The sequence below is a fragment of the Stenotrophomonas veracruzanensis genome (genome assembly GCF_032911525.1).
Taxonomy (GTDB): Bacteria; Pseudomonadota; Gammaproteobacteria; order Xanthomonadales; family Xanthomonadaceae; genus Stenotrophomonas; species Stenotrophomonas africana.
The window spans coordinates 25,500-39,156 of sequence record NZ_JAWJTI010000038.1; the positions used below are offsets into that span (position 1 = coordinate 25,500).

15 protein-coding genes are annotated in these 13,657 nt (G+C 67.9%); all 15 read right to left on the reverse strand.

The window, feature by feature from the left end:
- Positions 1 to 91 precede the first annotated feature (91 nt).
- The 15 genes from R1H25_RS17450 to fliE all read right to left on the reverse strand — a co-directional run bounded on the left by R1H25_RS17450 (position 92) and on the right by fliE (position 13,437).
- Positions 92 to 2,227, reverse strand: coding sequence for a bifunctional diguanylate cyclase/phosphodiesterase (locus R1H25_RS17450; RefSeq protein ID WP_317224196.1), 2,136 nt, complete (start codon positions 2,225 to 2,227; stop codon positions 92 to 94).
- 164 nt (positions 2,228 to 2,391) lie between these two features.
- Positions 2,392 to 3,183, reverse strand: coding sequence for a flagellar biosynthetic protein FliR (fliR, locus tag R1H25_RS17455; protein ID WP_005409539.1), 792 nt, complete (start codon positions 3,181 to 3,183; stop codon positions 2,392 to 2,394).
- A 13-nt stretch (positions 3,184 to 3,196) separates the two neighbouring features.
- Positions 3,197 to 3,466: a flagellar biosynthetic protein FliQ gene (locus R1H25_RS17460; protein WP_012510965.1), complete on the reverse strand. Its 270-nt coding sequence runs from the start codon at positions 3,464 to 3,466 to the stop codon at positions 3,197 to 3,199.
- Between the two features lie 51 nt (positions 3,467 to 3,517).
- On the reverse strand, positions 3,518 to 4,297 hold the full coding sequence (fliP, locus tag R1H25_RS17465) for a flagellar type III secretion system pore protein FliP (protein ID WP_317224197.1): 780 nt from the start codon (positions 4,295 to 4,297) through the stop codon (positions 3,518 to 3,520).
- A gap of 1 nt (position 4,298) precedes the next feature.
- A complete protein-coding gene (fliO, locus tag R1H25_RS17470) occupies positions 4,299 to 4,697 on the reverse strand; it encodes a flagellar biosynthetic protein FliO (RefSeq protein ID WP_170272481.1) in 399 nt (132 codons plus the stop codon).
- Positions 4,698 to 4,714: 17 nt separating this feature from the next.
- Positions 4,715 to 5,050, reverse strand: coding sequence for a flagellar motor switch protein FliN (gene fliN, locus R1H25_RS17475; RefSeq protein ID WP_005409543.1), 336 nt, complete (start codon positions 5,048 to 5,050; stop codon positions 4,715 to 4,717).
- Positions 5,047 to 6,051, reverse strand: coding sequence for a flagellar motor switch protein FliM (fliM, locus tag R1H25_RS17480; RefSeq protein WP_049431106.1), 1,005 nt, complete (start codon positions 6,049 to 6,051; stop codon positions 5,047 to 5,049). Before fliM ends, fliN begins: the two co-directional genes overlap by 4 nt.
- A gap of 10 nt (positions 6,052 to 6,061) precedes the next feature.
- Entirely contained in the window at positions 6,062 to 6,577 is a 516-nt protein-coding gene (fliL, locus tag R1H25_RS17485) for a flagellar basal body-associated FliL family protein (protein ID WP_317224198.1), read from the reverse strand.
- Positions 6,578 to 6,769: 192 nt separating this feature from the next.
- Complete coding sequence (locus tag R1H25_RS17490; protein ID WP_317224199.1) at positions 6,770 to 7,927, reverse strand: flagellar hook-length control protein FliK; 1,158 nt, start codon at positions 7,925 to 7,927, stop codon at positions 6,770 to 6,772.
- The gene (gene fliJ / locus R1H25_RS17495; protein ID WP_049434692.1) at positions 7,927 to 8,394 is read right to left on the reverse strand and encodes a flagellar export protein FliJ; all 468 of its coding nucleotides are present in this window, start codon (positions 8,392 to 8,394) and stop codon (positions 7,927 to 7,929) included. The genes R1H25_RS17490 and fliJ overlap by 1 nt, the downstream gene beginning before the upstream one ends.
- Before the next feature lie 3 nt (positions 8,395 to 8,397).
- The gene (locus tag R1H25_RS17500; protein WP_005413257.1) at positions 8,398 to 9,783 is read right to left on the reverse strand and encodes a FliI/YscN family ATPase; all 1,386 of its coding nucleotides are present in this window, start codon (positions 9,781 to 9,783) and stop codon (positions 8,398 to 8,400) included.
- Positions 9,780 to 10,421: a FliH/SctL family protein gene (locus R1H25_RS17505; RefSeq protein WP_100442760.1), complete on the reverse strand. Its 642-nt coding sequence runs from the start codon at positions 10,419 to 10,421 to the stop codon at positions 9,780 to 9,782. Before R1H25_RS17505 ends, R1H25_RS17500 begins: the two co-directional genes overlap by 4 nt.
- Positions 10,418 to 11,404 (reverse strand): flagellar motor switch protein FliG, encoded by a 987-nt coding sequence (fliG, locus tag R1H25_RS17510; protein ID WP_024958226.1) that lies wholly within the window; start codon positions 11,402 to 11,404, stop codon positions 10,418 to 10,420. Before fliG ends, R1H25_RS17505 begins: the two co-directional genes overlap by 4 nt.
- Before the next feature lie 7 nt (positions 11,405 to 11,411).
- Positions 11,412 to 13,058, reverse strand: coding sequence for a flagellar basal-body MS-ring/collar protein FliF (gene fliF / locus R1H25_RS17515; RefSeq protein ID WP_049444832.1), 1,647 nt, complete (start codon positions 13,056 to 13,058; stop codon positions 11,412 to 11,414).
- Between the two features lie 13 nt (positions 13,059 to 13,071).
- The gene (gene fliE, locus R1H25_RS17520; protein WP_005409552.1) at positions 13,072 to 13,437 is read right to left on the reverse strand and encodes a flagellar hook-basal body complex protein FliE; all 366 of its coding nucleotides are present in this window, start codon (positions 13,435 to 13,437) and stop codon (positions 13,072 to 13,074) included.
- Positions 13,438 to 13,657: the final 220 nt, after the last annotated feature.

Here is a 13,657-nt window from a genome sequence, read left to right on the forward strand (position 1 = left end):
CGGCTCATCCACGCATGGCGTGGACCTACTGGGGATCGGCACCCCATGGTAGCGCCGGGCCACGCTTGGCGGGAGCCGAGCGCAGGCCCGGCTACAGGGAGGCGTTGTCGCTGGGCGGTGGGCTCTGCGCAAGCTCCACCCGCGGCCGCGGCAGGTCGTGCAGCTGCATGAAGCGCGCCGCATCGACCGGGCGGCCGAGCAGGTAGCCCTGCAGGTAGTCGCAGCCCAGCCGCTCCAGGTAGGCGCGCTGGGCGGCGGTTTCCACGCCTTCGGCCACGATGTCCATGTCCAGCGCGTGGCCCAGCGCCACGATCGCCGAGACGATCACCACATCCTCGGCGCTGTGCTCCAGATCGCGCACGAAGGCATGGTCGATCTTGATCTCGGTGGCCGGCAGCCGTTTCAGGTACAGCAGGCTGGAATAGCCGGTGCCGAAGTCATCGATGGAGATGCCCACGCCCAGTGCCGAGAGCGCCTGCAGCAGGCGCAGGCTGGTATCGGTATCGCGCATCACCGTGCTTTCGGTGATCTCCAGCACCAGGTGGCGCGGCGCAATGCCATGGCGTTCGATCACTTCGCGCACATCCTGCAGCAGGTGTGGCGAACTGAACTGCACCGGCGACAGGTTCACCGACATCGACCAGCCTTCGTGACCGGCGTCATGCCAACGGCGCAGCTGCAGGCAGGCCTGGTCCAGCGCCCAGCGCCCGATATCGTTGATGGCACCGCTGCGCTCGGCCAGCCGGATGAAGCGGTCCGGCGGAATCAGGCCATGCTCCGGATGGTGCCAGCGGATCAATGCTTCGGCACCGGCCACCTTCTGCGCGGCCACGCGGATCTTGGGCTGGTAGTGCAGGAACAGCTGCTCGCTGCCAATGGCCCGGCGCAGGTCAGCCAGCAGCCGGAATTGTTGTTCGGCGCTGTCATTCATCCAGTCGGCGAACAGCACGAAGGCGTTGCGTCCGGATTCCTTGGCCTGGTACATCGCTGCATCGGCAAACGCCATCAGCTGCCGTTCGCTGGCGGCGTGATCCGGGCAGATCGCCACGCCGATGCTGGCGGTTACCTGCAGTTCGTTGTCCGGCAGCAGGGGGCCGCTGCCGACCGCCTGCAGGATGCGCCGGGCCAGCGTCGGCAGGTCTTCATCGTGCTCGATGCGTACCACCAGCACGAACTCGTCACCGCCCAACCGCGCCAGCATGTCGTTGGGGCGCAGCAGCTGGCGGGTGCGCTCGGCCACTGCCACCAGCAGCGCGTCGCCGGCCTGATGGCCATAGGCATCGTTGACCTGCTTGAAGCCGTCCAGGTCCATGAACATCACGGCGAAACGGCTGCCGCCCTGTTCGGCCTCGGCCAGTGCCTGCACGATGCGACGCTGCAGCAGCAGGCGGTTGGGCAGGCGGGTGAGTGGGTCGTGCAGTGCGGCCTGGGTCAGTTCCTGTTGTGCGTCGGTCAGCGAGGTGCTCAACAGGGAGTTGCGCAGGCGCAGCAGCTGCGCCTCCACCCGCTGGTCCAGCCAGGACACCACCAGCACCACGGCCAGGATCGCCACGGTGAGCATCACCACCAGCATGGCCAGCCATTCGCTCTGCAACCCATCGCCGACGGCTGCGCCGCAGATGCTGCCCTCCGGAAAGCGTGCGGCGGCCATGCCGGTGTAGTGCATGCCGACGATGGCCAGCCCGAGCAGGCCCGCCGCTGCGAGACGATCACCGATGCGGGTGCGCTGCGCGCGCAGGCGGAAGGCCACATACAGGGCCGTCCACGAAGCAGCGACCGCCACCATCAGCGAAAACAGCAGCCAGCCCGGGTCGTAGTCGATGCCCGGCTGCATGCGCATGGCCGCCATGCCGACGTAGTGCATGCCGGCGATGCCGGTGCCCATCAGCAGGGCGCCGCCAGCCAGGCGCGGATGCGGCAGGGTGCGCAGCGAGACCAGCCACAGTGCGAACACCGACGAGGCGATGGCCAGGGCCAGGGAAAGCAGGGTGATCGGCAGGTCGTAGCCGAGCGGAATGGGAAGGTCGAAAGCGAGCATGCCGATGAAGTGCATCGACCAGATGCCCAGGCCCATGGCGAAGCCGCCACCGAGGCGCCACCACCACGCCGCGCCCTTGCCGGGTGCGGTGACCGTGCGCCCGGCCATCGCCAGCGCGGTGTACGAAGCCATCACGGCAACCAGCAGCGAAATCGCCACCAGCCACGGGTTGTACGTGCCTACCAGCATTCGTCAGTCTCCCGGACCTGCCTGTCGACGGAAACCACGGTGGGGCATGCATGAGGCAGGCCGACGCAGGGCGGCGGCCACGTGCGGCATCCCCCCGGTTGCCGCGCATTCACTCTAACGCGCAGCCCCGGGGGCAGGGCAAGCAGTAAAACGTGATGATCGGGTCAGTGTGTGACCGCGTCCGCAGCCTGGAAGGCGGCATCGAACAGGCGCTGTACCGGCGGGCCCATTTCCCCGGCCAGCAACGCCAGCAGGAACAGCCCCAGCAGCAGCGAGACCGGCAGGCCCAGCTGGATCGGGTTCAGCGCCGGGGCGGCCCGGGCCAGCACGCCGAAGGCCAGATTCACTGCCAGCATCGCCACGGTCAGCGGGATCGCCAGGGTCAGTGCACCGCGCAGCACGGTCAGCAGGAAGGTCGGGGCGATGCTGAAGAAGGCATGCGGGTCCGGCAGCGGCGCGCCGATCGGCAGTGCCCGGTAGCTGTCCACTACCAGTGAGATCAGCGCCAGATGGCCGTTGGCGGTGAAGAACAGCAGGCCGAACAGCAGGTAGAACCACTGGCCGATCACGCCCGATGTGCCGCCACGCAGCGGGTCGCTCATCTGCGCGAAGGCCAGGCCGGTGCCCTGTGCGATCAGTTCGCCGGCCATCGCGCCGGCCTCGAACACCAGCCGCAGCAGGAAGCCGATGGACACGCCGATGGCCAGTTCGCGGGCGATGGTAAGGACCGTGGCGGCATCGAAACCGGTCCAGTCCGGAACCGGTGGCAGCAGCGGCGCCAGCGCGATGGCAAGGGTACCGGCCAGGATCACGCGGATCCGTGCCGGCACCGCGCGGGTGCCGACCATGGGCATGGCCATGGCCACCGCACCGATGCGCAGCATGGTCCACAGTACGGTGCCGATCATGCCGAAGGCCTGCAGGCCGTCGGCAGCCATCTGGGTGGCGGCGTCCATCGAGGCGCGTGTCCTAGCCGATCAGGTGCGGGATGCGCTGGAACAGCAGCGTGGTGAATTCAACCAGGTGGCCGATCAGCAGGCTTCCCAGCGCGAACAGCACTGCGGTCAGTGCCGCCGCCTTGGCGACGAAGGCGATGGTCGGTTCGTTCAACTGGGTCGCAGCCTGCACGACACCGACCACCACGCCCACCACGAGCACGGTGAGCAGCAGCGGGCCGGCCACCCACAGCACGGTGATCAGGCCGCCACGCAGTTCGGTCAAGGCAAGTTCGGGAGTCATTCGGGTTCAACCTTCTTATGTAGAGCCGAGCCGTGCTCGACTGCCTTTCAATCACGCCGGATTGAAGCTCGCCGCCAACGTACCGACGGTCAGCACCCAGCCATCGACCAGCACGAACAGCAGGATCTTGAACGGTGCCGACACCAGCATCGGCGACAGCATCATCATGCCCATCGACATCAGCACGCTGGCCACGACCAGGTCGATGATCACGAACGGGATGAAGATCAGGAATCCGATTTCGAAGGCGGTCTTCAGTTCGCTGGTGACGAACGAGGCGACCAGCACCGGGAACGGGATCGCATCGGGGCTGGCGTAGGTGCCGTGCCCGGCGATGCCGGCGAAGGTCATCAGGTCGGTCTCGCGGATCTGCGCCAGCATGAAGGCGCGCAGCGGCGTGGTGGTCAGCGTCCAGGCGGTCTGGAAGTCGATGTCGCCGTTGAGGTACGGCGCCATGCCGGTGCTCCAGGCCTTGTCCCAGGTGGGCAGCATGATCATTGCGGTAAGGAACAGGGCCAGGCCCAGCAGCACCTGGTTGGACGGCGTCTGACCGGTGCCCAGCGCCTGGCGCAGCAGGCCCAGCACGATGATGATGCGGGTGAACGAGGTCAGCACCAGCAGCATCGACGGGATCAGGGTGATCGCGGTCATCAGCAGCAGGGTCTGCAGCGGCAGGCTGACCGGCGCACCGCCGATCTTGCCGACGTTGATGTCGGGCAGAGGGGTGGCCGGCGCGCCGGGCGCGGCGAACGCCAGCGCCGGCAACAGGCACAGGGCAAGCAACAGCAGCCACGGCATCAGGGTGGCAAGACGGGTACGGGTGACACGCATGTCAGGGATCCTTGCGCAGCCGCTGCTGCAGCAGCTGGGCGAAATTCGGCAGGTTCTTGAAATCCGGCACGCGTACCGGTGCCGGTGGCGGCAACGGTTCGGGCAGGGTATGCAGGGTGTTGATGCCGCCGGCGGTGACGCCCAGCAGCAGTTGTTGGCCATTGACCTCGACCACCACCACGCGTTCCTTGGCGCCGACACTGAGGCTGGCCACCAGTTTCATGCCTTCGGCAGGGCGGAAGCCGCTGCCGGGCATGCGCTTGAGCAGCCAGCCGAGGCCGATGACCAGCGCCAGCACTGCCAGCAGCGCCAGCACCGCGCCGAACAAGCTCGGTGCGGCGGCTGCGTGCTGGCCGATCTGCGGGCCGACCGGAGCGGCGGCCTTGCCGACCGCCAGCAGGGTGGAGGCCAGCAGGCTCAACGCAGTCTCCGGATCCGCTCGCTCGGGCTGACCACGTCGGTCAGGCGCACGCCGAAGCGGTCATTGATCACCACGACTTCGCCATGGGCGATCAGGGTGCCGTTGACGAACACATCCAGCGATTCGCCGGCGCCGCGTTCCAGTTCCACCACCGAGCCCTGGTTGAGCTGCAGCAGGTTGCGGATCGGCAGGCGCGCGCGACCGACTTCCAGCGACAGGGTCACCGGCACGTCCAGGATCACGTCCAGATTCAGGTCCGGACCGTTCGCCTCATCGGCCTGCAGGCTGCTGAACTGGGCCGGGGTGGGTTCGAGGGCGTCGATATCGTTCATTGCGGGTCTTCCTGGATGACGGGTACGCGCGGACGGGTGCCCGGCGGATGGGTAGCGGTGATCTTCACGGCGTTCATGCCGTTGGCGATGCCGAACTCGCCGGTGAACACCGGGATGTTCTCCACGCACAACGGCACCTGCGGGCTGAGCTCGATCGGCAGGATGTCGCCCACCTTCAGCTGGGTCAGGTCACGCAGCGTCATGCGCTTGCTGGCCAGCACGCTGGACAGGGTCACCTCGGCGATGTTGAGCTGTTCGCGAAGGGTCTGCCCCCAGCTCTCGTCGCGATCGTTGCGGTCGCTCTGGATGCCGGCGTCGAGCAGCTCGCGGATCGGCTCCAGCATCGAGTACGGCAGGGTCACGTGGATGTCGCCGCCACCGCCGTCGAGCTCGACGTGCAGTCGGCACACCACCACGTATTCGCGCGGGGTCACGATGTTGGCGAAGTGCGGGTTGATCTCCGAGTTGATGTACTCGAAATCCACATCCATCACCGGAGCCCAGGCTTCGCGCAGGTCGGCGAAGGTCTGCTTCAGCAGCAGGTGGATCACCCGCATTTCCGTGGCGGTGAACTCGCGTCCTTCGATGCGGGTCGGGTAGCGCCCGTCGCCCCCGAAGAAGTTGTCGACGATGGCGAACACCAAGGTCGGTTCGAACACGATCAGGCCAGTACCGCGCAGCGGCTTGAAGCGGATCAGGTTCAGGTTGGTCGGCACATACAGCGAGTGCATGTAGTCGTTGAACTTGATCAGCTCGATGCCGCGCACCGACAGCTCGGCCGAGCGGCGGATCAGGTTGAACAGGCCGATCCGCCAGAGGCGCGCGAAGCGCTCGTGGACCATTTCCAGGGTCGGCATGCGACCGCGGATGATGCGGTCCTGGCTGGCAAAGTCGTACGAACGCGCTTCGCCGGACGGCGGTTCCGGATCGGTCTCGACCGCACCACTGTCCACGCCGTGGAGCAGGGCATCAATCTCGTCCTGGGACAGCAGGTCATTCATCGGTGGGCCCTTACTGGGTCACGAAGCTGGTGAACAGCAGATCGTCAGCGCCGTTGCTGCCGGTCTCGGCCTTGAGCACTTTCTGCACTTCGGCCAGCGAAGCGGCCTGCAGCTTCTGCTTGCCGGCGACGTCGGCAATCTGGTCCGGGCTGACCTGCGAGAACAGCATCAGCAGGCGTGCGCGGATGGCGGGGGCATGGGTCTTGATCGCTTCCAGCGCGGCCGGTTCGCGGGTCATCAGCTGCACTTCCAGCTGCAGGTAGCGCGGGCCGTCGACCGGGCCATTGAGGTTGACCACGAACGCCGGGTCCAGCGCGAAGTACTGTGCCGGTGCCGGAGTGCTGGCCTTCTTCGGGGCCTGCGCGGTCTTCTCTTCGTGCTTGGGCTGGGTGAAGAACCAGACGCCGCCACCGGCGGCAGCGGCGGCCAGTACGGCCACCAGTGCGGTGATCAGGATCGGACTACGCGGCTTGGCGGCCTTGTCCTTCTCGGCGGTCTTCTTGGTTTTGTCAGCGGCTGCGGCCACGGGGTGAAGCTCCTGAGGGTTGCTTCACCGGGATATGCAAGGGGTGTGCCGGAGCCGGGGCAGAGGGGTGCGACGGAATTCCGTCGGGGTGCCTGTGGGGCCGTGCGGAGCAAGCTCCGCACCCACCAACGCGATACTGGCAGGTGCCAACCTCATCGCTCTGGTGGGTGCCAACCTTGGTTGGCACGCCTGTCAGGCGTATGCGTCCAGCAACCCGCGCTGGCGGATCAACTGTGCGGACGACACACCGCCCTCGGCCGGCGACGGTTCTCCGTCACCTGCCATGCCGCCGCCACCGGCCTGGCCCGACGCATTGCCGTCACCACCGCGCGCCTGGTGGCCGACATCGGCATGAGCCAGCTGGAAGCCCTGCTCGCCGAGAAGTTCGCGAAGGCGCGGCAGGCTGCTTTCCAGCGCCTGGCGCACATCCACGTGCGGGCTGCTGAAGCTGGCATGCACCTTGTCGCCGTTCAACTGGAGGCGCACGTCGACCGGGCCCATGTCATCCGGACTCAGCCGGATGTGGGCATGGCCGATCTTCTGGTCGGCCAGCCAGCCCAGGCGCGCGCCAATGGCCTGGTCGAAACCATCGTCACCGAGCACCGGTTTCGGTGTCGGTTCACCATTGAAGATCGCATTGCCCGTGGCCAACGCGGTCTTCAGATCCTGCACAGCCGCGTTGCCCGGTGCATGCAGCAGCGGCGCCGCGGTGCGGTCGCCGATGAGGGTTGCGTCGCTGCCTTCACCGCGCTCGCTGCGCTTGCCGGGCAGCACCAGCTCAGGCAACGGCAGTGTGGTCACCTGGTCGGCGCCGCTGGGGGCATTACCCTCGGCGGTGGAGGATGTGGTCGCAGCTGCTGTGGACGGCAGGGCTGCTGCGACCGGTAGTGCGGCGGGGGCGGGGAGTGCGTTGCCGTCTGCGTCGGGGGCTGTCGCTGTCACCGCCGGCAGAGCGGCGGCAGGGTCGGCAGGTGCCGGTACCGCCAGCACCAGTCCTGCCAGGCCGAGCGGCGGCCAGGGCGCCTCCTCGGCCGCAGCCTGGGCGTCCTTTTCGGCAGCGGGCTTGGCTTGCGCTGTGGGCACCGTGGCTGCGGTCTCTTCGGGTGCGGCAGCGCTGTCCGGCCTGCGCTCGGCGCCGGCCTGGCCATTGCTGTCGGATGCCGGTCCCTGCGTGGACGGCGTGGGCGTGTTCGAGGCTTTCGAGGGTTTCGAGGGCGCATCGGCACCCGATGAGCCACCCTGCAGCAGTTGGCTGAACTCCTTGTTTCCATCACCGCGTGGCGCGCGCGTTGCGCTGCTGCCGGAATTCTGCGGCTGCGCGTTGGCGCTGCTGGCCAATGGCGCGGGCATCACGAGCGGCCTCCCTGCTCGGCGCCGTCCTGGTCTTCGGTCTGTACTAGACGGGCGCGACGGGCACCGATGTCGTCCATCTCGCGCTGGTCGCGGCGGTCGGTCACCACCTTTTCCTGCGCGCGGTAGCTGGCGGCCAGCTGCTCCAGCACCGCCTTGTCACGGCTGGCCAGGATCAGACGGGCGCGCTCAGCCTCCACCTTCTCGCGGTTGCCGTTGACCGTGGCCTGCTGCTGTTCGACCGCACTGTCCAGCCGGTCGAGAAATGCACGCCGGTTCAGCAGTTGTGCCGGGCTGGTCGCCGCCATCTGGGCATTCGCATACTCCTCGGCGTAGCGGCGCAGTTCGTCCAGTCGCGAGAGATGGGTATCGAGCACGCGCTGGCGTTCGGCCAGGTCGCGGGCGACCGCGTCCTCGTGTTCCTGGGCCCGCTTGAGCAGGGGATCGATGCGCTTGGACTGGTTCATGGCTTAACTCTCTTGTTCCACCAGGCGCTGCAGCGCCGCCTGGCTGTGCGGGAGATCTGCGGCCTTGGCAACGTCCTGGCCGAGGAACTCCATGATTTCCGGCCAGCGTTCCAGAGCTTCGTCGGTGGCCGCGTCGTTGCCGCGCTGGTAGGCACCGATGGCGATCAGGTCACGGTTGGCCGAATAGGCCGAGACCAGTCGCTTCAACTTGCGGATGCGCAGGCGCCACGGCTCGTCGGCGATTTCCGTGACCACGCGGCTGACCGACGATTCGACGTCGATGGCCGGGTACAGGCCGCTGTCGGCCACGCGCCGCGAGAGCAGGATGTGGCCGTCGAGGATCGCGCGCGCTGCATCGGCGATCGGATCCTGCGGATCATCGCCTTCGGTCAGCACCGTGTAGAACGCGGTGATCGAGCCGCGGCCCTTGGCGCCATTACCGGCGCGTTCGACCAGTGCCGGCAGCTTGGCGAACACCGACGGCGGGTAGCCGCGGGTGGTGGGCGGTTCGCCGACCGACAGGCCGATCTCGCGCTGCGCCTGGGCGAAGCGGGTCAGCGAGTCCATCAGCAGCAGCACGTTCAGGCCCTGGTCGCGGAACCATTCGGCGATGGCGGTGGCGCGGTAGGCGCCGTGCAGGCGCGCCAGCGGCGGCCGGTCGGCGGGACTGGCCACCACCACGGCGCGGCGCAGGCCTTCTTCGCCCAGCGTGGTTTCGACGAAATCGCGTACTTCGCGGCCACGTTCACCGATCAGGCCGACCACGATCACGTCGGCGGCGGTGTAGCGGGTCATCATGCCCAGCAGCGTCGACTTGCCGACGCCGGAGCCGGCGAACAGGCCGACACGCTGGCCGCGGCCGATCGGCAGCAGCGCGTTGATCGCGCGCACGCCCACGTCCAGCGGCTGGGTGATCGGCTCACGCGCCAGCGGATTGATCGACACGCCGGCCATGCCAACGTGGCCCTCGGCGCGGATCGGGCCCTTGCCGTCCAGCGGCACGCCATCGCTGTCGATGACGCGGCCGAGCAGCCCTTCGCCCACTTCAACGCCGCCACGGCGCGCAGACGGCACCACCCGTGCGTTGGGCAGCAGGCCGTGCAGTTCGGCGCTGGGCATCAGGTAGGTGCGCTCGCCGGCAAAGCCGACCACTTCGGCATCGACCCAGCCGCCGTCGACCACTTCCACCTTGCAGCTGGCGCCCAGCGGCGCCTCGCAGCCGACGGCTTCCAGGGTCAGTCCGACCGCGCGGCGCAGCACGCCTTCGCGGATCAGGCCACGGCCATGGGCGGTATCCACGCGCAGGCCGTCGAGCCGACGGGCCAGGCGCAGGTTGCGGGCCATGGCCCAGTCGGCCGGTGGCGGCGTCGGCTGCGGATCGGGGTTCATGCATTGGCTCCGGTCTGGCGGATCACCGCGTCCAGCGCGCCTCGCAGGCGGGCTTCCAGGGTGCCGTCGATGCGCACGGCTTCTGCGTGCACGCGAAGATCGCCGCGGCTCAGGCTGGTGTCTGGCACCAGGCGCTGTTGTGGCGGCAGGCTCAACAGCGGGGCGAGGGCGGCGATGTCATCCGGGTGCAGTCGCACTTCGACCTCGCGGGTGCTGCCACCCACCGCGTCGATGGCCTCGCCGACCAGCTGCGCCAGCAGCGCCGGCTCAGCCTCGTAAGCGCGGCCGACCAGTGCGCCCGCGATGCGTACCGCCAGCTCGCCCAGTGCGCCGACCACTTCGTTCTCCAGCCTCACCAGCGGTCGGCTGAAGTTGTCGAGGATGCCTTCGATCTGTGCGGCGAGGCGACGCACCTCCGCCTGGCCCTGGCCGTAACCTTCGCTATGGCCGTGCTGGAAGCCTTCCTTCTCGGCGTTGTCCTGGATGGCCTGGATTTCCTCCAGGGTCGGCAGCTGCAGCGGCGGCTCCGGCTCGTGTTCCGGGTCCGGCTCGGTGAGTTCGAACGCGTCCTCCTGCTCCAGCGCCGGTTCGGGCTGGGCCAGCAGGTCCGGGGCAAGCCAGCGCACGACGTTGCTCACAGCATGGCCTCCGCACTGCCACCAATGGTGACGGTGCCTTCATCGGCCATGCGCTTGACGATGGCCAGGATCTCGCGCTGCGCACCTTCCACGTCGGACAGGCGCACCGGACCGCGGGCTTCCATGTCTTCCAGCAGGATTTCGGCCGCACGCTGCGACATGTTGCGGGTGATCTTGTCGCGGACCTTGATGTCGGCACCGCGCAGGGCCAGACCCAGGCGCTCGCCGCTCACTTCACGCAGCACCAGCTGCATTTCGCGGTCATCCAGGTCGACCAGGTCGTCGAACACGAACATCAGGTCCTGGATGCGGTTGCTCAGCGGCGCATCGATGCGCGCGATCTCGCCCAGGATCGCCTGGTCCTGGCCGCTGTCCATGAAGTTCAGAATGTTGGCCGCGCACTGCACGCCACCGATGTTGGACGACTTCAGGTTCTGGTTGCCGGCGAACTGGCGCTCCATGATCTCGTTGAGTTCATTGAGCGCGTTCGGCGGAATGCCGTCGAGGGTGGCGATGCGCAGCAGCACGTCCACGCGGGTACGGTCCGGCAGCAGCTTCAGCGCGTCGGCGGCCTGGTCGGTTTCCAGGTGCGCCATCACGATGGCGATGATCTGCGGGTGCTCGTTGCGCACCAGGTCGGCCACCGCACGCGGGTCCATCCACTTCAGTGCGTCCAGGCCGGTGGTGTTGCGGCCCAGCAGGATGCGGTCGATCAGGTTGCCGGCCTTCTCGCTGCCCAGCGCCTGCACCAGCATGTTGCGGATGTAGTCGTCCGAGCCCACGCCCAGCGAGGTCTTCGAGCCCAGCTCCTGGCCGAACTGGTCCATCACCCGTTCCACCTGTTCGCGGGTGATGTCGGTCATGGTGGCCATGGCGATGCCGATCTTCTGCACTTCCTTGGGTTCCATGTGGCGCAGCACTTCGGCTGCATCCAGCTCACCCAGGGACAGCAGCAGCACGGCCGCGCGCTGTACGCCGGTCAGTTGTGCCTCAGTCATTGGCCACCCAGCCCTTGACCACCTGGGCCACGCGCTTGGAGTCGGTCTTTACGGCTTCACGCGCCATCCGCAGTCGTTCCTCATATGAATCCACCGGCAGGGCCAGTGCATCCGGCCCGCCCAGGCTGGCCCGGTCGGCGCCGAGCGCCGGCAGCGGCATGCCATCGTCATCGACCAGCTGCACGTCCGCGGTGTGCGGTTCCAGTGCCTGTTCGTCGTTCTTCTTGTTCTGGCCGGTGATCGCACGCAATGCCGGGCGCAGCACGCCAAACAGCAATGCCAGCACCACCACGGCGCCCAGCAGCATGCGGCCGGCGTCGTGCACCCACGGCAGCTCCCACCAGGCCGGGCCTTCGACCGGCGTGGTATCACGCACGAAGGGGGCGTTCATCACCGACACGGTATCGCCACGCTCGGCATTGAAGCCGACGGCCTGCTTGACCAGTGCCTCGACGCGGGTCAGTTCGGCGGCCGACAGCGGCTGCGGGCTGACCTTGCCGTTGGCGCCTGCGCGCGGCACGTTGTCCACCAGTACTGCCACCGAGACGCGCTTGATGCGGCCCGCCGGCTGACGGGTGTGCTGCAGGGTGCGGTCCAGCTCGTAGTTGCGGGTCGCGTTCTTGCTGCTTTCGGTCGGCGTCTGCGCAGTGGCCGGGGCGGCCTGCTGGCCCGGCGGGCTGTTGCTGGTCGCGCCCGGCACGCCCTGCGGGCCCGGGGTGCTGGTGGTGTTCTCGCTCATCTGCTCGCTGCGCAGCTTCTGCGGTTCACCGTTGTAGAGCTCACGGGCTTCCTCGGTCACCGAGAAATCCATGTCCACGCTCACTTCCGGGTTGACCCGGCCGGGGCCGGTCATCGGCTCCAGCAGCTCGCGGATGCGCTGGTTGAACGAGGTTTCCTGGCGGCGCACCTGCTCGAACTGGGCGGCGTTGACCGCCGCTTCGCTGTTCGGGTCGGTGATGCTGAGCATGCGCCCGCTCTGGTCGACCACGGTCACCCGTTCCGGAGCGAGGTCCGGAATGCTGGCCGCGACCATGTGCACGATGGCATCCACCTGGCTGCGTTCCAGCTGCTGGCCGCCACGCAGTTCCAGGGTGACCGAGGCGCTGGCCACGTCACGCTGGCGGGTGAAGGCGCTGGGCTTGGGAATGGCCAGGTGCACGCGCGAATCGCGCACCGGGCGCAGCGTGTTGATGGTGCGCGACAGCTCGGTTTCCAGCGCATGCTGGTAGCGTGCGCTTTCCACGAACTGGCTGACGCCGAAGCCCGGATCGCGTTCCATCAGCTCGAAGCCGAGCTTGCCGCTGTCGGTCAAGCCGGAGCCGGCCAGCTTCAGGCGGGCGTCATGCAGGTTCTTTTCCGGCACGGTGATGCCGCCGGTGGCCGGGTCGAGCGCGAACGGAATCTGCGCGGCGCGCAGCAGGTCGGTCGCTTCAGCGGTCGCCTTCTGGTCCAGGCCCGTGTACAGCGGGACCATGCCGGGCTTCTGCGACCAGAAGAACACGGACAGGCCTGCCGCCACCGCCACCGCGATCATCGCCATCAGGCCCAGCCGACGGGTGATCTGCAGACTCTGCAGGCGGTCGAACCATTGCCCGGCCTTTTCGGCGTTCAGGCTGTCCTTGGAGAGCGTCAGTGCCATGCGTCTCTATTCCTTACAGCGGCATGTTCATCACGTCCTGGTAAGCCTGGACGAGACGGTTGCGGACTTCCACGGTGGCGCGGAAGGCGATCTGGGACTGCTGCGAGGCGACCATCACCTTGGCGAGGTCGGCGCTGGGGTCGCCCATTTCGAAGGCCTTGGCGAGGGCGCCGGACTTCTGTTGCGCATCGTTGACGCCGGCAATCGCACCACGCAGGGTTTCGGTGAAGCTGGCCGGCTGGGCTTGCGGCGCGTCCAGCACCGTGCCCGGCAGGGCGTTGCTGCGCGGCGTTTCGCCCAGCGGGTTGAGCGCCGGCTGTCCCATCTGGGTCTGATAGGAGCGGATCTGCGAAAGGATCGAAGTGACGGAGTGGGACATCTGCAACGGTTCCAGAAACAGGGGATGGGGTTGTCTGCTGGAGCAGGTGCAAGTGCCGTGCCGAAACCGGTTTTCGATTCAGTGAAGTGAGGGTGTGGGTGTTTGGTGGCAGGGCTGCGCCCTGCACCCGCCGACGTCAACGTCAACGTCAACGGCGGGCTATCCGGGGGGCGGGGGGGGGGGGGGGGGGGGGGGGGGGGGGGGGGGGGGGGGGGGGGGG

What these genes read in the sequence shown, in the direction of transcription:
- R1H25_RS17450 (WP_317224196.1), bottom strand. Translation starts at nt 2,227, where the DNA reads ATGCTGGTAGGCACGTACAACCCGTGGCTGGTGGCGATTTCGCTGCTG.
- fliR (WP_005409539.1), bottom strand. Translation starts at nt 3,183, where the DNA reads ATGGACGCCGCCACCCAGATGGCTGCCGACGGCCTGCAGGCCTTCGGC.
- R1H25_RS17460 (WP_012510965.1), bottom strand. Translation starts at nt 3,466, where the DNA reads ATGACTCCCGAACTTGCCTTGACCGAACTGCGTGGCGGCCTGATCACC.
- fliP (WP_317224197.1), bottom strand. Translation starts at nt 4,297, where the DNA reads ATGCGTGTCACCCGTACCCGTCTTGCCACCCTGATGCCGTGGCTGCTG.
- fliN (WP_005409543.1), bottom strand. Translation starts at nt 5,050, where the DNA reads ATGAACGATATCGACGCCCTCGAACCCACCCCGGCCCAGTTCAGCAGC.
- fliM (WP_049431106.1), bottom strand. Translation starts at nt 6,051, where the DNA reads ATGAATGACCTGCTGTCCCAGGACGAGATTGATGCCCTGCTCCACGGC.
- R1H25_RS17490 (WP_317224199.1), bottom strand. Translation starts at nt 7,927, where the DNA reads ATGCCCGCGCCATTGGCCAGCAGCGCCAACGCGCAGCCGCAGAATTCC.
- fliJ (WP_049434692.1), bottom strand. Translation starts at nt 8,394, where the DNA reads ATGAACCAGTCCAAGCGCATCGATCCCCTGCTCAAGCGGGCCCAGGAA.
- R1H25_RS17500 (WP_005413257.1), bottom strand. Translation starts at nt 9,783, where the DNA reads ATGAACCCCGATCCGCAGCCGACGCCGCCACCGGCCGACTGGGCCATG.
- fliF (WP_049444832.1), bottom strand. Translation starts at nt 13,058, where the DNA reads ATGGCACTGACGCTCTCCAAGGACAGCCTGAACGCCGAAAAGGCCGGG.
- fliE (WP_005409552.1), bottom strand. Translation starts at nt 13,437, where the DNA reads ATGTCCCACTCCGTCACTTCGATCCTTTCGCAGATCCGCTCCTATCAG.